This window comes from Consotaella salsifontis (assembly GCF_900167365.1).
Lineage (GTDB): Bacteria > Pseudomonadota > Alphaproteobacteria > Rhizobiales > Rhizobiaceae > Consotaella > Consotaella salsifontis.
Window position 1 is genome coordinate 406,279 of sequence record NZ_FUXL01000001.1, and the last position, 20,921, is coordinate 427,199.

The 20,921-nt window shown below is 62.2% G+C and carries 20 protein-coding genes, 1 tRNA gene and 1 pseudogene; 12 read left to right on the top strand and 10 right to left on the bottom strand.

From position 1 onward, the window contains the following. On the bottom strand, window positions 1–2,154 hold the full coding sequence (locus tag B5D38_RS01860; RefSeq protein WP_078706661.1) for a TonB-dependent siderophore receptor: 2,154 nt from the start codon (window positions 2,152–2,154) through the stop codon (window positions 1–3). Window positions 2,155–2,476: 322 nt separating this feature from the next. Here B5D38_RS01860 and B5D38_RS21965 point away from each other — a divergent pair, with 322 nt between their 5' ends. Continuing rightward, entirely contained in the window at window positions 2,477–2,773 is a 297-nt protein-coding gene (locus B5D38_RS21965) for a hypothetical protein (RefSeq protein ID WP_131829847.1), read from the top strand. 378 nt (window positions 2,774–3,151) lie between these two features. Then, window positions 3,152–5,014: a phosphoenolpyruvate carboxykinase (GTP) gene (locus B5D38_RS01865; protein WP_078706720.1), complete on the top strand. Its 1,863-nt coding sequence runs from the start codon at window positions 3,152–3,154 to the stop codon at window positions 5,012–5,014. Window positions 5,015–5,240: 226 nt separating this feature from the next. Here the strand turns inward: B5D38_RS01865 and B5D38_RS01870 are convergent, their stop codons facing one another. Further along, window positions 5,241–6,134 (bottom strand): AraC family transcriptional regulator, encoded by an 894-nt coding sequence (locus B5D38_RS01870; protein WP_078706662.1) that lies wholly within the window; start codon window positions 6,132–6,134, stop codon window positions 5,241–5,243. A gap of 103 nt (window positions 6,135–6,237) precedes the next feature. On the opposite strand from B5D38_RS01870, the gene B5D38_RS01875 reads away from it, so the two are divergent. Beyond that, window positions 6,238–6,975, top strand: a complete 738-nt coding sequence (locus tag B5D38_RS01875) for an SDR family oxidoreductase (RefSeq protein ID WP_078706663.1) — start codon at window positions 6,238–6,240, stop codon at window positions 6,973–6,975. A gap of 162 nt (window positions 6,976–7,137) precedes the next feature. Further along, a tRNA-Ser gene (locus B5D38_RS01880) sits at window positions 7,138–7,227 on the top strand. Here B5D38_RS01880 and B5D38_RS01885 read toward each other — a convergent pair. The 6 genes and pseudogenes from B5D38_RS01885 to traA all read right to left on the bottom strand — a co-directional run. Beyond that, a pseudogene (locus B5D38_RS01885) lies at window positions 7,198–8,826 on the bottom strand (recombinase family protein); the annotation flags it as partial. The gene B5D38_RS01880 and the pseudogene B5D38_RS01885 sit on opposite strands and share 30 nt — an antisense overlap. Window positions 8,827–8,866: 40 nt before the next feature. Continuing rightward, window positions 8,867–9,199: a type II toxin-antitoxin system HicB family antitoxin gene (locus B5D38_RS22450; protein ID WP_012090880.1), complete on the bottom strand. Its 333-nt coding sequence runs from the start codon at window positions 9,197–9,199 to the stop codon at window positions 8,867–8,869. Further along, entirely contained in the window at window positions 9,196–9,450 is a 255-nt protein-coding gene (locus B5D38_RS01895) for a type II toxin-antitoxin system HicA family toxin (RefSeq protein ID WP_050742845.1), read from the bottom strand. The genes B5D38_RS22450 and B5D38_RS01895 overlap by 4 nt, the downstream gene beginning before the upstream one ends. A 13-nt stretch (window positions 9,451–9,463) precedes the next feature. Further along, window positions 9,464–9,781 (bottom strand): hypothetical protein, encoded by a 318-nt coding sequence (locus B5D38_RS01900; protein WP_050742844.1) that lies wholly within the window; start codon window positions 9,779–9,781, stop codon window positions 9,464–9,466. Further along, window positions 9,771–9,998 (bottom strand): helix-turn-helix transcriptional regulator, encoded by a 228-nt coding sequence (locus B5D38_RS01905; protein WP_050742843.1) that lies wholly within the window; start codon window positions 9,996–9,998, stop codon window positions 9,771–9,773. The genes B5D38_RS01900 and B5D38_RS01905 overlap by 11 nt, the downstream gene beginning before the upstream one ends. Window positions 9,999–10,135: 137 nt before the next feature. After that, complete coding sequence (gene traA / locus B5D38_RS01910; protein ID WP_050743145.1) at window positions 10,136–13,090, bottom strand: Ti-type conjugative transfer relaxase TraA; 2,955 nt, start codon at window positions 13,088–13,090, stop codon at window positions 10,136–10,138. A gap of 171 nt (window positions 13,091–13,261) precedes the next feature. Between traA and B5D38_RS01915 the strand changes: the two genes are divergently transcribed. Further along, the gene (locus B5D38_RS01915) at window positions 13,262–13,588 is read left to right on the top strand and encodes a conjugal transfer protein TraD (protein ID WP_197283953.1); all 327 of its coding nucleotides are present in this window, start codon (window positions 13,262–13,264) and stop codon (window positions 13,586–13,588) included. 1 nt (window position 13,589) lies between these two features. After that, window positions 13,590–13,862: a conjugal transfer protein TraD gene (locus tag B5D38_RS01920; RefSeq protein WP_050742841.1), complete on the top strand. Its 273-nt coding sequence runs from the start codon at window positions 13,590–13,592 to the stop codon at window positions 13,860–13,862. 235 nt (window positions 13,863–14,097) lie between these two features. Here the strand turns inward: B5D38_RS01920 and B5D38_RS01925 are convergent, their stop codons facing one another. Both B5D38_RS01925 and B5D38_RS01930 read right to left on the bottom strand, forming a co-directional pair. Further along, window positions 14,098–15,465 (bottom strand): sensor histidine kinase, encoded by a 1,368-nt coding sequence (locus B5D38_RS01925; protein WP_245318716.1) that lies wholly within the window; start codon window positions 15,463–15,465, stop codon window positions 14,098–14,100. Further along, a complete protein-coding gene (locus B5D38_RS01930) occupies window positions 15,462–16,178 on the bottom strand; it encodes a response regulator (RefSeq protein ID WP_050742840.1) in 717 nt (238 codons plus the stop codon). Before B5D38_RS01930 ends, B5D38_RS01925 begins: the two co-directional genes overlap by 4 nt. Window positions 16,179–16,187: 9 nt before the next feature. Between B5D38_RS01930 and B5D38_RS22355 the strand changes: the two genes are divergently transcribed. From B5D38_RS22355 to B5D38_RS01960, 6 genes are all read left to right on the top strand, one after another. Next, the gene (locus tag B5D38_RS22355; protein WP_197283952.1) at window positions 16,188–16,703 is read left to right on the top strand and encodes a hypothetical protein; all 516 of its coding nucleotides are present in this window, start codon (window positions 16,188–16,190) and stop codon (window positions 16,701–16,703) included. A 129-nt stretch (window positions 16,704–16,832) separates the two neighbouring features. Continuing rightward, complete coding sequence (locus tag B5D38_RS01940; RefSeq protein ID WP_245290094.1) at window positions 16,833–17,327, top strand: sterol desaturase family protein; 495 nt, start codon at window positions 16,833–16,835, stop codon at window positions 17,325–17,327. Continuing rightward, entirely contained in the window at window positions 17,324–17,602 is a 279-nt protein-coding gene (locus B5D38_RS01945) for a cysteine rich repeat-containing protein (protein WP_245290093.1), read from the top strand. Before B5D38_RS01940 ends, B5D38_RS01945 begins: the two co-directional genes overlap by 4 nt. A gap of 183 nt (window positions 17,603–17,785) precedes the next feature. After that, window positions 17,786–18,907 (top strand): efflux RND transporter periplasmic adaptor subunit, encoded by a 1,122-nt coding sequence (locus B5D38_RS01950; RefSeq protein ID WP_245318719.1) that lies wholly within the window; start codon window positions 17,786–17,788, stop codon window positions 18,905–18,907. Further along, a complete protein-coding gene (locus B5D38_RS01955; RefSeq protein WP_050742836.1) occupies window positions 18,904–20,067 on the top strand; it encodes an ABC transporter permease in 1,164 nt (387 codons plus the stop codon). The genes B5D38_RS01950 and B5D38_RS01955 overlap by 4 nt, the downstream gene beginning before the upstream one ends. After that, window positions 20,064–20,783 carry an ABC transporter ATP-binding protein gene (locus B5D38_RS01960; protein WP_050742835.1) on the top strand — a complete coding sequence of 240 codons (720 nt, stop codon included), beginning with the start codon at window positions 20,064–20,066 and terminating at the stop codon, window positions 20,781–20,783. The genes B5D38_RS01955 and B5D38_RS01960 overlap by 4 nt, the downstream gene beginning before the upstream one ends. Window positions 20,784–20,921 lie beyond the last annotated feature (138 nt).

Sequence of the window (20,921 nt, forward strand, 5' to 3'; positions counted from 1 at the left end):
CTACCAACTGTATTTCAACGTCCCGAGAATCTGGCGGCCATCGCCGTAATAGGCGGTGCCGTAGTAGACCGTGGAGACGTATTTCTCGTCGAAGAGGTTCGTCGCGTGAACGGCGAGATCAACGTTTTCGGCGACCTCGTAATTGATGGCGGCGTCGAAGACGGTATGGGACCCGACGTCGACGGTGTTCGCGTCGTCGCCGTAGACCGAGCCGACATATCGTACGCCGGCGCCGAGCGTAAGATCGCCGCGTGCACCGTCCCCTGGAAGCGTATAGTCGAGCCACAGCGAGGCGAGATGCTCGGGCACGTTGGAGGGGCGATTGCCGGCGTTGCCGGTCAGCCCGTCCTCCTCGATCTCGGCGTCCCAATAGGTGTAGGCCGCGATGAGGTTCATGCGATCGTCGAGAGCCATCTTGCCCTCAAGCTCGACGCCGCGCACCCGCACCTCGCCGATCTGGCGCTGGGTCGTCGGCGTGACGTAACTCGGCACGTTGGTCTGCTTCAGATCGAACAATGCCAGGGTGAAAAGCGCGTTGATCTGCTCCGGCTCGTACTTGACGCCGACCTCGTACTGCGTGCCCTCCTGCGGCTCGAACGTCTGGCCGCTGGTGATCAGGGGCTGGAAGGACTCGGAATAGTTGCCGTAGACGGCAAGGCCATCCGTGATCTTGTAGGTCAGGCCCGCGCGCTTGGTGAACGCGGTGTCGGTGTTTTCGTCGCGGGCGCCGGTGTCGCGGTCCTTCTGTTCCGTCTCGACATTGTCCCAGCGTCCGCCGAGCGTCAGGATCCACCGGTCGTCCAGGGTCAGTTCCTCCTGGGCGTAGATACCGGTGCGCTTTTGAATGATGTCGTGGTTCAGATAGGGGTCGAGGGTGATGCAGCCGCGTCCGCAATAGACAGGGTTGTAGATGTCGATCCCGTCCGCCGTGCCGACCAATGCCAGCTCGCCGAGCGTATCATGGACGTAGTCGACACCGACAAGCGTCTTGGAATCAATGCGGTTCCAGCTGGCGTCGTACTGGAGCTGGTTATCGATCGCGAAGCGCTCGACCTCGCCATCGACGAAGAACGAGGTGCGATCGATGGTCGGATCGATCTGAGCGCCGTAAACCTGACGGTAGTCCAGGTCGATGTGGGTGTAGCGGGCGTTGGAGCGGATGCTCAGGCCGTTGTCGAACTTGTGGTCGAACAGATAGCCGACGTTGTATTCCTCGGTGTCGAACGCGTTGAAGCTCGGCTCGCCCAGAAATGTGTCCGGGTCGATGTCAACGCCGGCAGGGAAACCATAGGCCGTGTTGCCGTCACGCTTGTTGTAGTCGGCAAGAAGGGTGAAGGTCGTCGCGGCGTCGGGGCTATAGGTCACTGCGGGAGCCACATAGATGCGGTCGTCGTTGGAATAGTCGCCGCTGCGCGATGCATCCTGTCCTATCGCCGTGAAGCGATAGCTCCACTCGCCGCTGGTGCCGATCGGCCCGCCGAAGTCGGTCCCGACCTCGGCATGAGCGCCACCGAACGTCGTGTAGACCTCGCCGAAAGCCTGATCCTGCGGGAGCTTGGTGATCGCATTGATGAGGCCGCCCGGCCCGTTCAGGCCGAAAAGGGTGGAGGTCGATCCCTTCAGCACCTCGAGACGCTGAAGGCCGTATGGCTCGAGGCGGCTTGCGGTCCAGCCGAGAATCGGAATCGGTAGACCATCGCGATAAGTGCCCAACGACGTTTGGTCGAAGCCTCGGATCTGGAAAAAGTCATAGCGGTCGTCGGAGCCATATTGGTCGACAGAAACACTCGACGTATAGGACACCGCCTGCTGAACGTCCTGGACGTTTCTTCGCTCGAGTTCATCCTCCGTGATGACGGAGACCGACGCCGGCTGGTCGAGGATCGGCGTATCCGTCTTGCTGCCGGTCGCGGAGCGCTTGGCAACGACCGTGTCGTTCGATCCGGTCGTGTCGCCGCCTTGCCCCTCGATAACGATGGTCTGGAGCGTGGTCGTTTCGCCCTGGTCAGGCGCGCTCTGCGCAAGCGCGGAGGAGGGCAGGGCGATCGCCGTGCTGCAGAGGAGAAGTGCCAGTGGCGCTCTTGCGGCTATGAAAAGAGATTCCTGTCTCGGGTTGCTCTCCGAGATCCAGCCGTGCCGCTGTGTCGTTTCCATTGACCATCCCCTCAGATACGCAAAACTCGGCCCCGAACCGATTCAGCAGCCGCCGGCGCGCCACCACGCGACGGCAGAACCGAGCGATATCCAATCGCCCAGGAGCCATTATCTTTGGCCTCGGCATAACTTGAGTCATAAACTCATGTAAAGAGGAGATTGCGATCCTGGCTTTTCAGGCCGACGGATCCGACTGCGGCCGCGGCAACGGTGGTTCCTGTAGGGCGCGCTTTCGAGTGGTAGGAAGACACGCCGCGAGGATGATTCGGAACTGTAATTACCGATAAACGCTTTCCCCCGGGCAGATAGGAGAAAGCGTCCAATGCTGAAACCCACGATCACAGCCATCCTGATCGCCACCAGCCTCGCCTGGGCTGCACCAAGTCCAGCATCGGCTGCCCCCGGCGCGCAAATCGAGCTCGTCCAGCACCACCGTCACTATGATCGCGGCCGCGATCGCTATGAGCGGCGCTGGCATCGGGGCGACCGGCGCCATGATCGCCGTCATGACTGGCGTCGTCATCGCCCTCGCAAGGTCTGTAGGATCGTGAAGGAACGGGGTTGGCGGCATCATCACCGGGTCTGGGTGAACGTGCGGCGCTGCCATTTCGTCCGGTAGCGGACGGCGCGGAACCAACCCCCCGCAAATCAAGAGGCTCGCCTAGGCGGGCCTTTTTCATGTCGACCGACATGCCCATCGTGCTTTTGCCGCAAGATCTCACAACGGAAAATCGAGATGGCTTTGCTCACGCGTACCCGATCATCGCTGGGCTCAAATGCGGGAGTCTGGGCGTCGACAGGCGACGTACGAGCCCCTTCAGGGGGCGCCTTCTCCTTGATGAAGCTGATCCCGAAATCCGCTCAAGGTGCCAATTAAAACCATTATTTTCGCGATTCCAGCGACCTAAAGCCACAGCCGGGGGTAGTTCGCTTGACGCATCGTCGAATGGGGATGCAAATGCGGCATCCCATTGGATGGGAACCTGAGGAGGTGAGCATGAAAGACCTTGGTACCACCCCAACCGCGAATGCCGAGCTGATCGCTTGGGTTGAGAAGATGCAGGCGCTTTGCAAGCCTGATCAGGTCGTATGGTGCGATGGATCGCAAGAAGAATACGATCAGCTCTGCCAATCGATGGTGGACGCAGGAACATTTATTCGCCTGAACCCTGAGAAGCGCCCGAACAGCTATCTCGCTCGGTCGCATCCTTCCGACGTCGGCCGCGTCGAAGACCGCACATTTATCTGCTCGATGAACAAGGGCGACGCCGGCCCCACGAACAACTGGGCTCCGCCGGCCGAAATGCGCGCGACCCTGAACCAGCTGTTCGACGGCTGCATGGCCGGACGGACGATGTACGTCATCCCGTTCAGCATGGGCCCCATCGGCTCCCCGATCTCCAAGATCGGCGTCCAGATCACCGATAGCCCCTATGTCGTCGCCAACATGCGCATCATGACGCGCATGGGTAAGAACGTTCTCGACGCGCTCGGCGAGGATGGCACCTTCATCCCGTGCATGCATTCGGTCGGCGCGCCTCTCGCACCCGGTCAGGCCGATGTGCCGTGGCCCTGCGAGAACGACATTCAGAAGAAGTATATCGTTCATTTCCCCGAAACCTACGAGATCTGGTCGTACGGTTCGGGCTACGGCGGCAACGCGCTTCTCGGCAAGAAGTGCCTGGCGCTGCGTATCGCCTCGGTGATGGCACGTGACGAAGGCTGGATGGCCGAGCACATGCTCATCATGGGCATCGAGTCGCCCGAAGGCGAGAAGACCTATCTGGGTGCAGCCTTCCCGAGCGCCTGCGGCAAGACCAACCTTGCCATGCTGCTGCCTCCGAAGGGTTTCGAAGGCTGGAAGGTCAGCACCGTCGGCGACGATATCGCCTGGATCAAGAAGGGCCCTGGCGGCGAACTGCGCGCCATTAATCCGGAAGCCGGCTTCTTCGGCGTTGCGCCTGGCACCAATCGTGGCACCAACCCGATTGCCATGGACACGATCGCCAAGGACGTCATCTACACCAACTGCGCACTCACCGACGATGGCGACATCTGGTGGGAGGGCATGACCAAGGAGAAGCCCGCCCATCTGATCGATTGGAAGGGCAACGACTGGACGCCGGAGAGCGATCATCCGGCGGCGCATCCCAATGCCCGCTTCACGGCGCCCGCCGCCAACTGCCCGTCCATCGACGCGGCCTGGGAAGATCCGGCAGGCGTGCCGATCGCCGGCTTCATCTTCGGCGGCCGCATGAGCAAGGACATGCCGCTGGTCTTCCAGTCCTTCAACTGGAGCCACGGCGTCTACCTCGCCGCCACCATGGGCTCGGAGGCCACGGCCGCCGCGATCGGCGTGACCGCAATGCGGCGTGATCCGATGGCGATGCTGCCGTTCTGCGGCTACAACATGGCGGACTACTTCACGCATTGGCTGAACATCGGCCGTCGCGTCTCCAATCCGCCGCGCATCTTCCGCGTCAACTGGTTCCGCAAGGACGAGAACGGCAAGTTCATGTGGCCGGGCTTCGGCGACAACATGCGCGTGCTCAAGTGGATCGTCGACCGCGTTCATGGCCGTGGCTATGGCGTGGAAAGCCCGATTGGCTGGATGCCCCGTCACGAGGACATCGAATGGGCCGGTCTCGATTTTCCCGCCAAGACTTTCTACGAGCTGATGGAAGTCGGACGCGAAGCGGGCGCCAAAGAAGCACATGCCCACGAGGAGCAGTTCGACAAGTTCTTCGATCGGCTTCCGAAGGAGTTCATCTTCGAGCGGGAGCTTCTGCGCTCGCGCCTGTGGCGTTCTCCGGATCACTGGGAGCTGGCCCGCGAGGATGTCGTCCGTCCCAAGGCCTAAGATCAGCCTGAAAGAGCGGGGGTCGGGAAAACCGGCCGCCGCCACCGTTCAGACCGCATCTTGATGTCGCGCGGCGCGAGGTGAGTTATCTCGCAATGTTCGCGGACGAGCAGATTGGAGCCGGGAGGGGTAACTCTCCCGGCTTTTTTATGATGCACGGCACCATCAGGGAGATCGGGCACGAAAGCTGCAGGCTGGGAGCAGGGCGGAACCCCGGCCCATCCGATCAACGAGCCCCCTGCCGCGGCGTGCGACCCATTCTTCGTTTGAAGGCATGGGCAAACGCGCTCTGGGACTGATACCCGACATCCTCGGCCACCGTCGCGATAGCCTCGCCTCCTGCCAGCTTTCGTTGCGCGAGCAGCATCCGCCACAGGGTCAAGTAGTCCAGCGGCGGCCGCCCGACTTTTTGCGAAAAGCGCTGGGTCAGCGCTGATCGCGACATTCCGACCTCTCGCGCCAAATCCGGCACGGTCCAGCGGCGCGCGACATCGCTATGCATCAGCTTGAGCGCTTCAGCAATCTTCCCGTCGCCGAGCGCCGCAATCCAACCGATGCTCGGGGTCGCGCCGGTGGCGATATAGGCTCGGACTGCCTCGACCACGAGCACATCCGCCAGTCGCTCGGCAATCAAGGCCGCTCCCGCCCATTCCTGACGCATCTCTTCATGCAGGGACTGTAGAGTTCGGTTGATAGCTTCGGCGCTCGGCGACCGCTGGCTGATGCGGAGGAACCGGGGCAGCGCATCCAGCACGAAAGAGGCGCACCCTTCTTCGAAGCCGCTGCCCCCGCCAATCATGACGGTGTCACACCCGTTGCCGAGGCGAACGGTGTTTTGGCCCGGGAGGGCATAAAGCGCCATGCCGTCGATGGCTTCCAGCGCAGGGTCGCTCGCCACCGTGTAGCGGGTATTGCTGAGAAGCACGACGTCGCCCTCGCTCAGGAGCTCGGGCGCTCGATCAGGAAGCGTAAGCCAACATTGGCCTCGTGCCACAGCGACAAACTTCAATCGCAGCCGGCCGTCGAAGGAGAGCGCCCAGGCGCCCTGGGCTTCCAGGCTGGTGCCGCGAACGCTCTTCGTTCCGAGAACGGCAAGAACGTCAGAAAGGGGATCATGCATGGATCTGGCCGATTGCGATAAAGATGCGGTGATATCAGCATAGAAGCGCCAGTGCTCCCGTCATAGCCTTCTCGGATCATGGAACCCCGAGGAAACGCTGAAGATGTCCATTCAAGGTAAGGTCGTTGCCATCACAGGAGCGGGACGCGGCATCGGGCGTGCCACCGCCCTTCACCTGGCTGCTCAGGGCGCTCATGTCGTCTTGGGTGCGCGAAGCGAACCAGAACTCGCGTCCGTCGCGAATAGGATTCGAGAGGCCGGTGGCGAGGTGGACCTTCTAGTCGCGGACGTCACCCGGCGCTCCGACCTCGAAGCCCTTGTCGGCCGCGCCTGTCAGCGGTTCGGGCGGCTGGACGTTATCGTCAACAACGCCGGCATCGGCCCGATCTCGCGCTTCGACGCGCTGCGCGTGGAGGACTGGGATGCGATGATCGACGTGAACCTGCGCGGCGCACTTTATGGGATCGCCGCGGCGCTGCCTGTGTTCCAGCGCCAGCAAAAGGGCCATGTCGTCAACGTCATATCGACCGCGGGGATCAAGATCGTGCCGACGATGGGCGTCTATGCCGCGACCAAGAACGCTCTTCGCACGGCCACCGAGGCCTTGCGCCAGGAGTCGGGTCAGGGCCTGCGGGTGACGGAAGTCTCGCCAGGCTTCATCGACACGACCTTCGCGGACGCATCGATCACCGATGACGACATCAGGGTCGCGATCCAGAAGAGGAAAGATGAGCTCGCCATCCCTCCGGAGGCGATCGCTCGCGCCATCGCTTTCGCGATCGAACAGCCGGACGACGTCGAGATCGGCAGCATCGTTGTTCGTCCGACCGCGCAGGACTGAAGCGCCGATCGTTCCTGAAGCAATCTGATGCCACGGCAGGCGCAGGCAGAGATGATGGATAGCTCAAGCGAACCGACCAGCGCACACATCGTGGTTCGAACAGACATTTTGAATTCCATCGCTTGCGCGCCTATGCCTCGAGCGGCTAGAGCATCGCCTGCCGGATGGGTGTCCGAGTGGTTTAAGGAACCGGTCTTGAAAACCGGCGTGCGCGAGAGCGTACCGTGGGTTCGAATCCCACCCCATCCGCCACTTCAGTCCCTGAGTGGGCACTGAGTTTACACCACTTCCCGCCACAAGCGTCTGTAGCAGCCGGGACTTCGATCCCATGATGCGAACCTCGCCCTCCGCGACCTCGACACGCTGTGCAAGCGCGCGCAGGTGGTCGCGGCGATAGCCGCCACTTTCCAGCCGGATACGGTCGCGGGCGGTTGCGGCGAACTTCCGCAGCATCTGCGGCGTCACCGCCTTCTGTCCTGTGTTCTGGAGCATCGCCTGCGCACGCTCTGCGTCCGCCTTGGCCTGATCGCGGATGGCCTTGAGTCCCTCGATGCGGTCTTTCAGCGCCGGGTCGTCCAGATCGGCAATGCCCGCCTCGATGGCGTCGTAAAGCCGCTTGAGGCGCAATTCCGATTCGGCTGAGCGCTTGTTCAACTCGGCGATATGCTCGCGGCGGCGCTCGGCGTGTTCTTCCCTGCGGTCCAGCGCGGCGGCAAGGACGGTTTCCAGCCGCTCGGGTTGGAGAAGCTGGCCCTCAAGGTGGTCGGCGACCAGATCGTCCAGCTTGTCCATCGGCACGGCCATGCCGCTGCACGCGGTCGGCCCCTGCCGCGCCTTCATCGAACAAGCATAGTAGCGATAGCGCCCGCCCTTGCCGGTGCGGATGGTCATGGCCCCGCCGCACTTGGCGCAATGGATCAGGCCGGTCAGCATGGTCGGGCCGCTGATGACGCGGGCTGGCATGACCTTGGGATTGCGCGCCTTGAGCAGTTTCTGAACCGCGTCGAACGTCTCTTTGTCGATGATCGGCGGAACAGGGACGGTGACGATCTCGCTCGTCGGCTTCAATTCCTTGGTCTTGCTACGCTTGTTGAACTCATGCTCGCCCATATAGGTGCGGCGGGTGAGGATGCGGTGAACCTGACCGATGCCCCAACGCCCGCCGTCGCGGGTAAAGATGCGTCGGCTGTTGAGGTAAGAAACGATATTCTTGACGCCCATTTGGCCGGTCGTGCCGTCGCCTTCCAGCGCGAGGCGATAGATCAGGCGCACCGTGTCGGCGTGGAGCGGGTCGATTTCCAGCTTCTTCTTGACCTTGGCTCCGCGCTGCTCGGCGGCGACGGTGCGATAGCCGATAGGAGGAAGCGAGCCGTTCCAGAAGCCTTGCCGGGCATTCTCCTTCAAGGCTCGCATGACGTGCTTGGCGTTCTCCTTGGACTGGTATTCATCGAACAGCGCCATGATCTGCCGCATCATGACGTGCATGGGGTCATCCCCCATTTCCTGTGTTATCGAAACCAGCTTGACGCCATTCTTCGCCAGCTTGCGGACATAGAACTCAAGCTCGAAGTGATCGCGGAAGAACCGGCTGAACGAGTGGACTACAACAACATCAAATGGCGCGGGCTTCGACGTTCCGGCCTCGATCATGCGCTGAAACTCGGGGCGGCGGTCGTTGGTGGCCGATGCGCCGGGTTCGATGAAGGTTTCGACCAGTTGCAGCCCGCGTGACTCGCAATAGGCTTCACCCTGCCGCTTCTGGTCGGGAATCGACACGTCATGCTCGGCCTGCCGCGCCGTCGAAACACGCAGATAGAGGGCGGCGCGTAGCGGCACGGAAGAAGCGGTCATAATCAGTCCCCTTTCAAACCCGGTCGAACGAACGAGGCCGCTACTCAGCGGCCTCCCGGATCGTCCCGACGATCCATTCATTCAGGCTCTTGCCCGATGCTGCGGCGGCAATGACTGCGGCGGCATGGTCGTCAGGCGTGAGGCGGACATTGAACTTGCCGGAGAACTTCCGGCGCGGCTCAATCCCCTTTTCCCGGCACATTTCAAGATAGACGGCCAGCGACTTGCGGCCTTCCTCGATCAGATCGTGGACGCTTTCGGCATAGAAGTCGGCCCCGCCATTGAGGCCGACAAACTCGCCGCGCAGCATCTGAATCTCGGGATCGAAAGCGATAACCGCCTTCTCGCCATTGATTTCAACGACATTGTTCATGGCTTTACTCCGTGTTCGTCCAGCCATTTACGGATGCTGGCAACCGCACCTTTGTCCGTATCCGGTGACGGATGCGGGCGATGAAAGACGCGCACTTCGCCGAACAGGAACACGCCGACGCGCGAACCTTCCCGCTCACTGACTTCCGCCCCGAGGCTTAAAAACAGCGCCTCTATGTCGGCCCAGCGGATCGAACCGTTGACCGGGCGGGCGAAGATCAGTTCCAGCGTGGCTCTGTGACGCTTTTTCATGGAGCATCCAGTATCATTTTCTAGTACCGTTTTCAAGGTCGATTTCGGTCCCGGCGTCAGGCAAGGCAATGTCGGGGCCGAACAGTTCATCGAACAGGTCGCCGAACCATCGCTCGAACACCTCGATTTCGGCCTCCGTAACCGGAACGGGGTCGGGCCAGTCGTCGGTGACTGTCCATGTGCTGAGGTCGTGTTTGGGCGGCCTGCCGGGGAACGGCCACGGATAGCCCAGCAGTTCCTCAAGCTGTTCCGATGCCGTGGGCGGGCGTTCGGCGTGCCGGGAACGGGATGCTGTCTCGGGCTTGTCGTCGTTCCTGCGATCAATAGTCATCGAGGAAGTCGAACTCGTTGCGCGGACGCTGCCGCCACCCGGCGGGATCGGCAATCCATCGGTTGATGTCGGATTCCCGCCATCCCGCGCCGTTGGTGCTGATCTTGAGTTGGGCCGGGAACGTGCCCTCTGCGATCTTGCGGTAGATGGTGGACCGCGACAGGCCGGTGCGGGCGCGGACGGTGTTGAAGCGGATGATGCGGTCTGGTTGACGCATGGCTGCGCTGCCTCCTGCTGGCTGTTTCTGGCGATTACAGAGACCAGACAGAGCAACGATTTGTCGTTGTGCAAGAAGTATTTAGCCGTCGTAGTGCTGCGGCGTACAAAGGGCGGCAAAAAGGTAGGTTCTACGATCTACAAACCGATGCCCCGGCCCCTGCCGAGACCGTGACTGAGGGCGAGTTGCCGACCAAGCCTCATGCCTGAGTCGAAATCCATGCTGATGCCGAGTTGCTTCTTGCGGCCTTCGAGCAGGGATTCCATCTGCGGATCGCGTTCGAGGCTCATCGCCATGTTGCCCATCTCCGCCCGCGCGGCTCTGTGGCCGGAATAGTCGCCAGCCGCATATCTGTGTTCGCCCGCCTGCCCGAGTTCCTGAAAGCGCTCCACGAAACGATCCGCGCGCCAGTTCGGATCACGGGCCGGATCGGTGCGGATTTCTGTTTCGAGCTGGAGGGCGCGGATGGCGCGGTCGATCCTGCCGCCGCCCGCCTCGCGGGCAAGGCTGTTGTCCTTGCTGTAAGCCGCCTCCGCATCCTGCCAGCCGTGCGGGCGGACTTCCTCGAAGGCCCGCCGTGCCGCGCCCAACTCACGCCGCTGCTCGTCGGAAGGCGTGAGACCCTGTTGCTTGGCGTCAAGGATCGCATCGGAGGCGCGGGCATGGCGGACAAGCGCCTGCCTGCGGGCGCGGCGCAAGGCGGCTTCCGGGTCTTCCTCATCCTTCCTTTCCGGCTGCCTAACCGCGTCCGAAACGGCTGCACCGTCTGCGGCCAGGTGCAGGCCATCAAACATGCCGCGCACCTTTTCGGGAACCCGCTTGACGATCTTGACAACCCGCTCCATCCGCTCGCGGAAAGTGATGCCGCGCCGCTCGGCAAAGCTTTGGGCCGGGTCGGCGCGCTCGTAGTCCGACGCCATGTCCTTGGCCCGGTCGCGCGACAGGGTGCTGATGAGCTTGTCCTGACTGGCGAAGTCGTCGCGGCCATAATGCAGGTCCATGCCGTCACGGTGCCGAGACAGGGCGACATAGCTGCCGTGGGCGTCCATGCCGGGCGTTGCCAGCACATGCGTCCGGTCCACGGTCATGCCCTGCGCCTTGTGGATGGTCGCGGCATAGCCGTGGTCGATCCGGTCATAGTCCTTCAATTCGAACGAGACGTTGCGCCCGTCATCGGTGCGAACCGTCATGCTCTGGGTGCTGACTTGTTCGATTGTGCCGAGCGTGCCATTCTTCACGCCAAGCCCGCGTTCGTTTTGCAGGAACATCACGCGCTCGCCACTGGCGAAATTTCTGTCTCCGCGCTCGACCTTGACGCGCACATCCTCGCCCAGATCGCCAGCCTCCCGCATCCGGTCACGGGCGGCCTCGTTGAGTTCTCGCACCTCGGCATTGGTGTGGGTGAGGATGATGCGGCTTGCGTCGGGGTTAGCCTGCCGGTCGCGGTCCCAGCGGTCGATCAGATCGCCGCGTGCCTGTTCGCGGGTTTCAGCGGAATGCACCATGTCGTGACTATCATAAGCGTTGATCGCTTTGCCGGTCCTGTCGCTCGCCAGATCGCGGGTGGCGTCGCGCTGCCAATCCTCGCGCTGGCGGCGCACCTCGCCGATTTCCGCGCCGCCGTGGCGCTCATGGATCGACCGGAATGCCGCGCCTGCCTCAATGGATTGCAACTGCTGCGGATCGCCGACCAGCACCACCTTGGCCCCGGCTTCGGCCGCATAGGACAGGACGCGCTCCATCTGCCGCGTGCCGACCATGCCCGCCTCGTCGATCACCAGCACGTCGCGCGAAGTCAGCATGTCGCGACCGTTTTTCCAGCCGTGTTCCATGCTGGCGATGGTGCGGGACGCAATGCCAGAACCGCTTTCCAGATTCTCGGCGGCGATACCCGACAGGGCCACGCCGCGCACCTCGTAGCCTGCCGCCTCCCATGCCTCGCGCGCCACACCGAGCATGGCGCTCTTTCCCGTTCCGGCGTAGCCGACGACAATACCAAGGTCGCGCCCGTCCGTGACATGCGCCAGCGCGTCGGCCTGCTCGCCGGACAGGACAAGGCCGCGCTGTTCGGCGCGGACCAATGCGGCTTCGCGGTCCCGGTCGCTGACTTCGTGCAACTGCTTCTCGGCCATCATTTCCGCCGCGCGGTGCAGGCGCTGTTCGGCCTCGATCATGTCGCGCGTGGTGAACCGATCCTCGCCACGAGAATCCTTGCCGAGTTCGATCAGGTCAGGGGCGTTTCCCATCGCGCCCATGACCTCGTTGAACTGGTCCAACCCGTCGCTGTGGCGATGGGCGAACTTCGCCATGTCGCGCCGCGTGAAGGTTGATTGCTGCTGCGTGATCGCGTCCAGTGCAATGGAAGGATCGGCAATGATCCGCTCGCCATTGTTGCGGGCAATCTCGCGGTGCATGTCCGTGCGGTCGGCGGCTTCAACGCCTTCGCCCTCGATGCGCTGCGCCGGTGCGCCAATCTGGCTTTGCGGCTCAAGGCCGATGCCCTGTGCTTCTAGGCTGCGGTGATCGATGCGCGCGTCAATGTCGAGTTCGGCAAGCCGCTCGTTGACATGATCGGCCCAGCGTTCCCGCCAGCGCTCGACCATCTCCGTCCGGTTCCAGTCGCGCACCTTCTGGCCGAAACCGTTTTCATCCACGCTGCGCATGGTGAGCATCACATGGGCATGGGGCTTGGGGTTGCCGTCCTCGGCAAAATCCCAATGCACATTCAGATCGGCGATCATGCCCTGATCGACGAATTCCGACTGTGCGAAGTCGCGGGCAAGGGAAATCCCTTGTTCCTCGCTCATCTCGCGCGGAATGGCGAATTCGACCTCGCGCGCAAGCTGCGCATCCTTGCGCACCTCGAATGCCTCCACATCGTTCCAGAGGCGTTCGCGGTCGGACCAGACTTCGGGCGCACCGTCCGGCAATAGCACCTCGGAATGGACGACGCCGCGTTTGTTGGAAAAATCCTGCACGCGGTCGATGCGCTCGTCGCGCATTCGCGAGGCCGAGCGGTAGGCGGCGGAGGCCACCGCGCTGCTTCCGGCCTTACGGCCAATGACCTTGACGTGAAGATGATAGATCGCCATCGCGATCAAATCATCTACACCTCTGAGCGCACGTCGGAACGACGTATAAGCGCGCCCTCGAAATGAATTTCTCGGGACATCCCGCGCCGTTTCAGCTTGTCTCGGCAACCTTACAGCATTGCGGCAGACGCTCAACTATCATCGCTCCAGCAACAGCTTATGGAGATGGCGATGCGCAAGCCACGGGACTTCGATGCGGAACTGAAGTCGCTGGAAGACAAGGCGCGAGACCTGAAAGCCCGCAAAGTGCAACAGCTTGGCGAGCTGGTCATCTCGACTGGCGCCGACGCCCTCAGCGCCGAGGAACTGGCGGGCGCGCTGATCGTGCTGGCCGAAACCAAGGAAGCCGGAAAGAGGGAGGCGTGGGCGAAGCGCGGGGCCGCGTTTTTTCAGGGCCGATCGCGGCGATCTGCTCCGGCATCTGAGCGCGACAACGGCGGCGCTCCGGCGCAATCGGGCGGCGCGCAACCGCCATCAGGCGGCACGGGCGCGGCATGACATGCGAAGCTGGCAGGTCGAGCGCCGCAAGCGCACGCGGCATCTGATTGAGCTGGGTGGTCTCGTCGTCAAAGCCGGGATCGTGGACCTGACCGGCGACGATCGCGCCATGATCTACGGCGCGATGATCTGGATGGCGGACAAGTTGCAGAGCGAGGACAGCGAACGGGCGCGGGCGCTGTGGGCCGGAAAGGGGAAAGAGGCGTTCGAGGCGGAACGTGACGGCATGAATCTCACTTCGGTTGCGACCAGCACGACAGGGCGTGAGCGATAGCGGGCGGTGCGGAGACCCCACATATCGCAGCGCCGCCCGCTATCGCGCGGCTTGCCGCGCAAAATTGATGTGGATCAGGAAGTCGGAGTTTCGCATACCTCGCGTAAGGTCCGACTGAAGAGATGGTTGAAGATGCGATCGCGATCTTCCGCGTTGTCCCGGATCAGCGCCCTTGCGATTGAAGGCGATTGGCGTCGTCTCGGGCGCAGATGTGATAAGAGTCGTTGACCCAAGGCTATGCCTTTTGAGATTCGAATAGTGGGAAGCGGATTTCTACACGGGCTCCGCCTTCGGGACGGTTGCCTAGAACTATCGTCCCGCCTTGGGCTTCTACAAGGTTTCTAACCACAGCAAGGCCAAGCCCGGCCCCACCGGTTTTGCGGGCACGCGAGGGCTCCGCGCGAACAAACGGTTCCAAAAGAAGATCGATTTCGCCTTCAGCAATGCCCGGACCATTGTCTTCGACCAGGATGACCGCTGTGTTGTCGCGCTCCTTTAGCGTAACATTTGCGATCTGCCCATACTTCATGGCGTTGTCGACGAGGTTCGCGAGGATTCGCCTGACTGCGAGGCGATCGACTATAACGAGTATCTCTCGATATTGTGGCGGGGATTTCAGGGCCACATTCCAGCCCGATGCCTTCAGATCGGCGGTCTCCTGCTCGACAAGGGCGACGAGATCCAGAAGCTCTTCATCGAGTGCGCCGACGCCGGCCCGGGCGGTCAGCAGAGCGTTGTCGAGAAGGTCAACCATATCGGCGATATCGCGGATCGCCTTCTCCCGCTCTGTCGGATCGCAGATGTGGTCGATTTTCAGCCGCAGACGCGTCGCAAAAGATCGCACGTCATGTTGAACGCCGCTGATGAGCGCGAACCGGCTGCTGATTATGGACTGAAGCCGGTTCTGCAGCCGCTCGAATGCCTTCACGAGAGCAACGGTTTCCGGCGTCCGGAAAGGGATTTTGGTCAACTGCACCGGCTCCACGGAGGGATCCATCCTGTCCACCGCGGCTGCAAGCTGGGTCAACGGTCGTATTTCCCGGTGAAGAAGAATGAAGGCAGCCAGCGCGAAAAGCGTTCCCACCAAGCCGGCACCCATGCCGGCCGGAAGACCGAACAGTGTGACGATAAACGGCGTCTTTGTTTGCAGCCGCGCGATGGCGCCATCGTTCAGCCGCACCCGGAACTCGATGGGGTCTATCGCTCCTGCCAACAAACGCGGCCGCCTGGCACCGGATTCGGCAGCGCCAAGTCTACTGATCGAAACAAGCCTCTCTCCCAGCGCATCGCGGTAGCCGGCAAACTCCGGCAGATCTTCCATATGCTCGCGCGTGACCGGTTCCGGCGCCGTCACGCCGGGCGGATCGATCTCCACGGTCAGGACGGACGAACCGATCGCCGCAGCAAGTTTTCTGCGCGCTTGCGGTCCGGCCTCCGACAATACATCTGCCACCATGAGAATCTGGGTGGTGGGGGGATAGGTGGAGATGCGACTGAGGCCGTTCGACCAGTAGTAAAACGCCACGAGCGCGATCCAGGCGGTCAAAAGGAACGTTACGCCTACGCCGAGGATCCGAGCGGACAGCCCAAGACGGAACATCATAGTACCTGCCGCACCGGCACCGTCAGCAGATAGCCGCCGTTGCGGACCGTACTGATCAGGGTGTTGCCGGGGCTGAGACTCTCCAGTTTCTTGCGCAGCCGCGACACCAGGATGTCGACCGTCCGGTCGAGCGGATCGGCATTGCGGCCATGCGTCCAGTCGAGAATCTGATCGCGAGAGAGAACGCGGCGAGGGCGCAGCACGAAGCACGTCAGAAGGTCGAATTCCGCGCTCGTCAGTGTTGCCGGTTCGCCGTCCTCGTCAGTCAATTGGCGAGCATCGAGATCGATGATGAAGCGATCGAAACCGTACCGCCGGCTCGCGGCCTGGAGAGGCTGGGACTGGCTGCGGCGAAGAAGGGCGCGCACGCGCGCAAGGAGTTCGCGCGGTCCGAACGGTTTCGAAACATAGTCGTCGGCACCGACCTCCAGTCCCACCACCCGATCCATTTCGTCGTTCTTGGCGGTCAGCATCAGTATGGGAAAAGCGCCCTCGGAGCGCATGCGACGACAGATCGAAAGCCCGTCCTCTCCCGGCAGCATCAGGTCGAGGATGATCAGATCCGGCCGAACCCTGCGCAGAACATCGTCCAGTTCCAGGCCGTTTTCGGCGGTTCGGACGTCGAAGCCTTCGCGTGACAGCAAGGCTGCGACGAGTCGCCTTATCTCCGGATCATCGTCCACGACGAGGATTGTGCGTACCAAGTCTTCCATGGCCGGAAAATGAACCGAAACCAGAGTGCGATCAAGAATGCGGAGGCCGCTGCTACAATTCTCTACACGTCAGCAACAAAACCGAACATCTCGACACAGGCTGTTTATCGGCGTGATACCGAAAGCGTCGAATCTTGTCCGTATGTCGAATGCACCCGGCTTTCGGCATTCCTGCAAAGTCTCATTCCTGCAAAGTCTGATGACAGAGAGGACAAGATCATGATGAAGACCATCACCGCCGCGGTTCTGGCCGGCACATTTGCATTGACGGCAGCCGCTGACGCAAATGCGTGGAGCCGCGATCGTTCGGTGAGCGGCGCCAACGGCACAGCCTCGATGCACGCAAGCGGCGGCTGCTCGGGCGGCTCCTGCTCGCGCGATGTGACCCGAAGCGGTCCGGACGGCCAGACCTATTCCCGGTCACGAACGGTAACCTGCCAGGAGGGTGGCTCCTGCAGCGGATCGGCGGCCACGACAGGCCCGAACGGCAATACCGTCACCCGTCAGGGGAGCGTCAACTGGTAGTCGACCATAGCCAGTCCGCACCGTGACGAGCCGGCGGCACGCCGAACCCCAGGAAGCCGCCGGCTTGCAATTTCATGATCATCTCGCGCGATATCGAGGCTCGGCCATGCAGTCCTTCGTCCCTTTGTATTGCCGCTGGCCTTTCTTGGCTTTCATCCGTTCGCCATCGTCGCGACGCTCGCGGCAAACCTTGCCTATCAGTTCTTCCTTCATACCGAGCTCTCACCCGGCTTCGGCTCGTTCGAATGGATATTCAACACGCCTTCCCATCATCGGGTGCACCATGCTTCGGACGCCGAGTACCTCGACAGGAACTTCGGCGGCATACTGATCGTCTTCGACCGGCTGTTCGGCACCTTTGCCGAAGCGCCGGACGGCAAGCCGCTGACCTACGGTCTGCGTGGCGGCTCGGCATCGCATCATCCGCTGCGCATCGCGTTTTCCGAATGGAGCGCAATGATACGAGATGTGCGCGCAGCTTCCACGCTCAAGCAAAAAATCGCCGTTCTCTTCGGCCCCGTCACGCGCAAAAAGGCGTCGGCAGCCAAACCTAAATCGCCCACAACCGGGCGAGCGAAGGCTGATGCTCCCCAACAGACAGATCAATGGAAGGAAATATTATGAGTGCCATCAATCGCCTGACCCCGACCCGTTGGCTGAGCATTGCGCTGCTCGCCGCTGCTTGCGCAGCGCCCGCAGCCGCTATGGCTCAAAGCCAGATGACCCCCGAAATGCAGGCGCTGGCGAGGAAAGTCGTCCAGGCTTGCAAGGCTGATCTCAAGCAGTATTGCCAGGGCATTCAGCCGGGTGGCGGCCGGATTGCCGCTTGCCTTCAGGCAAATCGGGCGAACCTCACGCCGAGCTGCCAGGCCGCGCTCGCTGAGGCTCTTCCGAAGTGACGGCTCATGGATCAGACGGTTGAAGATGCGCGCGCTCGGCAGAAGCGAACGGCCAAGGACAAGGACGCCGGCAGAAATGCCGGCGCCCCGCCGGACGGTTTCGCTTCCAATGATGCCAAGGTCATCGGTTCCCGGCCGCCCTCGCGCCCCGGCGGGCGGTTCAGACGTGTTAGCGCCGTCACCATGGCGCTCGCGGTCCTTTGCGTCGTATGGCTGGGCAACCGCTATCTGGTCTCGCACGCCGTCGACCAATTCACCGTGAAACCTGTCGACCTGACTATCGAATTGACCGGCCCCGGCACGCTGGACGCGACGCGCATAAGCGCGGTCAGCTCCCGACTGCAGGGGGTGATCGCGACGATGCGGGTCGATCGCAACGACCAGGTCAGCCAGGGGGATGTCATTGCCGAGATCGTCACCGACGATCTGAAGAGTGAGCTTGGCGCATCGCTGGCCTCGGTCGACGCCGCCCGCAAGGCCGTCGATCTGGCCAACGCCGACCGTGAGCACGCCGAAGCGGTACTCGCCAATGCCCAGCAGAATTTCGATCGCAAGAAAAGGCTACTCGAAAAAACCATCGCAAGCCAGGAATCCTATGATACCGCGGTGGCCACGCTCCGGCAGGCCGAAGCCGATCTCAAGCGGTCACGGGCGGCGATAGAGCAGGCCAAGGCTCAGGAAACCTCGGCCGCCGCGACTGCGGAGGCCCAGGGGGTTAAACTCGCTGAAGGAACCATTCGCGCACCCTTCGACGGCGTTGTCGTCTCACGCGATCACTATGTCGGCGACACGATCACACCCGGCGCCGAGATTGTCCGGCTCGTTGATCCGGCTTCGGTCATCCTGTCGGCGCGCTTCGACGAGAGCGCGATTTACCGCCTTTCGCCAGACCAAAAGGCCGTCATCCGGTTCAACGGCGCCGGCAAGGGACATTCGGTGACGGCGACCGTGCTGCGCGTCAGCCGGCAAGTCGACACCGAAACGCGCGAATTTTCCGTCGATATGCACCCTGGAACACTGCCGCCAAACTGGGCCTTGGGTCAGCGTGCGATGACGACGATCGAAGTCGGCACCAGGAAAGGTGTCCTTGCCGTGCCGGTCGGCGCGATCGAAAGGCGACAGGGAAAATCGGGCGTCTGGATCATCGAGAGCGGTCGGGCCTACTGGATCGTGGTGACGCTCGGAGACACCGGCGGGCCGTTCGTGGAGGTCGTGCATGGACTTCAACCGGACGATGTCATTCTGAGCGAGCCGCGCGATGCCTATTACGGCATGAAGATAGCCGAAGGTGGAACAAGGCGATGAATCTTGCCTTCAAGGACGTCAAATACAATTTCCTGCGCTTTCTGCTCACGACGGCAGGCGTCGGCTTCCTGATCATGGCCTCGACCGGAATGGTCGGTCTTTACCGGGGTATCGTCGGAGATGCGCTTCTCGTGGTGGATAAGATCGGCGCGGATCTCTGGGTGGTCCAAGGGGGCCGGGCCGGGCCCTTCTCCGAAAGCTCTGCCGTTTCAGCAAACATGGACCGGCGCGTCGAGGGTATCGCCGGCGTATCTGTGGTCCGGCGCTTTGTTCAGATCAGTCAGCAATTCAGCTTCGAAGGACGTGATTTGCGCGCCTCCATCACCGGCCTCGATTTTCCAAAGGATCGAGGAGAGTGGGTTGAGCTGCAGCGAGGACGGTATCTGACTGCCGGGCACTTCGAGGCGATCGCCGACGAAAGTATCGGGCTCTCGCTGGAGGACCGGGTGCGCCTGGGTCAGGATGACTACCTGATCGTCGGTCTGACGCGCGGCATGGTCGACGCCAGCGGCGATGGACTGATGTTCGTTACCGTCAACGACGCGATGGCGATCGCAAAGCGGCGCACCAGCGAAGAGGTCTTGCTGGCGCGCAACGCGGCGGGCAGGACGGGAGCTGCGGATGCCTCCGAAAGTTCCGTGCCGCAGGACAGCAAGATCGCCGCCGTTCTCGTCAGCCTCGACAAGGGGGCGAACGAGGATCGGGTCCGAGCCGATGTCCTTGCATGGGGCGATGCCAACATCCTGTCGCGTGCGGACCAGCGGGACCTTTTGCTGAACCAGCGCCTCTGGCGCCTCAGACTGCAGATTCTGGCTTTTACCGGCGTCCTGCTGGTGGTGATGGCGATCGTCATCTCCCTCATCATCTATATGCTGACGATGGAAAAGCTTCATCAGATCGCCATGCTGAAGCTCATCGGTGCGCGAAACAGCGTCATCGTCGCGATGATCGCCCAGCAGTCCTTCCTGATCGGCGCTGGTGCGCTTGTTCTCGGATTGGCGATGTCGAAACTGGTTTTCCCGTTCTTTCCGCGAAGGGTTGTCATCGATCCATGGGATTTCGCGGGTCTTGCGCTCGCCGTAGGAGCCGTTTGCGCCTTTGCGAGCCTGCTCGGGATCTGGAGGGCGCTGAAAGTCAGGGCGCAGGAGGTGCTGTCGTGACGGCCGAGCCGATCCTGTCGGTGCGCGATGCCACCCGGCATTACCGCAGCGGCGACAGCATCGTCAAGGCGCTCGACGGGGTCTCGCTGGATATCAATGCCGGCGAGCTGGTTGCGATCCTCGGACCGAGCGGATCGGGAAAAAGCACGCTGCTTCTGATCGCCGGCCTGCTGGAGCCGCCAACCGAAGGCGAGGTGAGAATTCGCGGCGCCCTCGTTTCGAAGGCAGGAGAAGAGCTCGACAGGCTGCGCGACTTCCGACGACGTAATATCGGTTTCGTGTTTCAAAAGGCCAACCTCATTCCCTTCCTGACGGCTTCGGAAAATGTGGCGCTGGCAATGGAAATCGATGACGTGCCTGCCCGCGATGCCCGCCGCCACGCCGAGCGGCTGCTGGCAGGGCTCGGTCTCGGACATCGCATCGGCAATCGCCCATCGCGGCTTTCCGGCGGCGAACAGCAACGCGTGGCGATTGCCCGCGCTCTCGCCAACGATCCCACCCTCATCCTGGCGGACGAGCCGACCGCAGCGCTCGACGGTGTTCGCGGGCGTCAGGTGATCGAACTCTTCCGTCAGATTGCCGACACGAGGGGAGCCGGGATCGTGGTTGTGACACATGATCCCCGGTCGCTCGATCTCTTTGACCGGACGATCGAGCTGACCGATGGTCGCGTCGTCGGCGAACGAGCGGGGCCGGACCGCCTGCAGGTTCTCTGAGTCCGGCCATGCAACAAAAAGCTACAAATTTCTACGTCCGCGAGATGGGCGAGCGATGTTCGGGGCCTAGCCTCGCGGTTGGAAGGCTCCGCAGTCGCGGTCCATCATCCCACATTCTCCAAGTAAGTCGCTGATTTC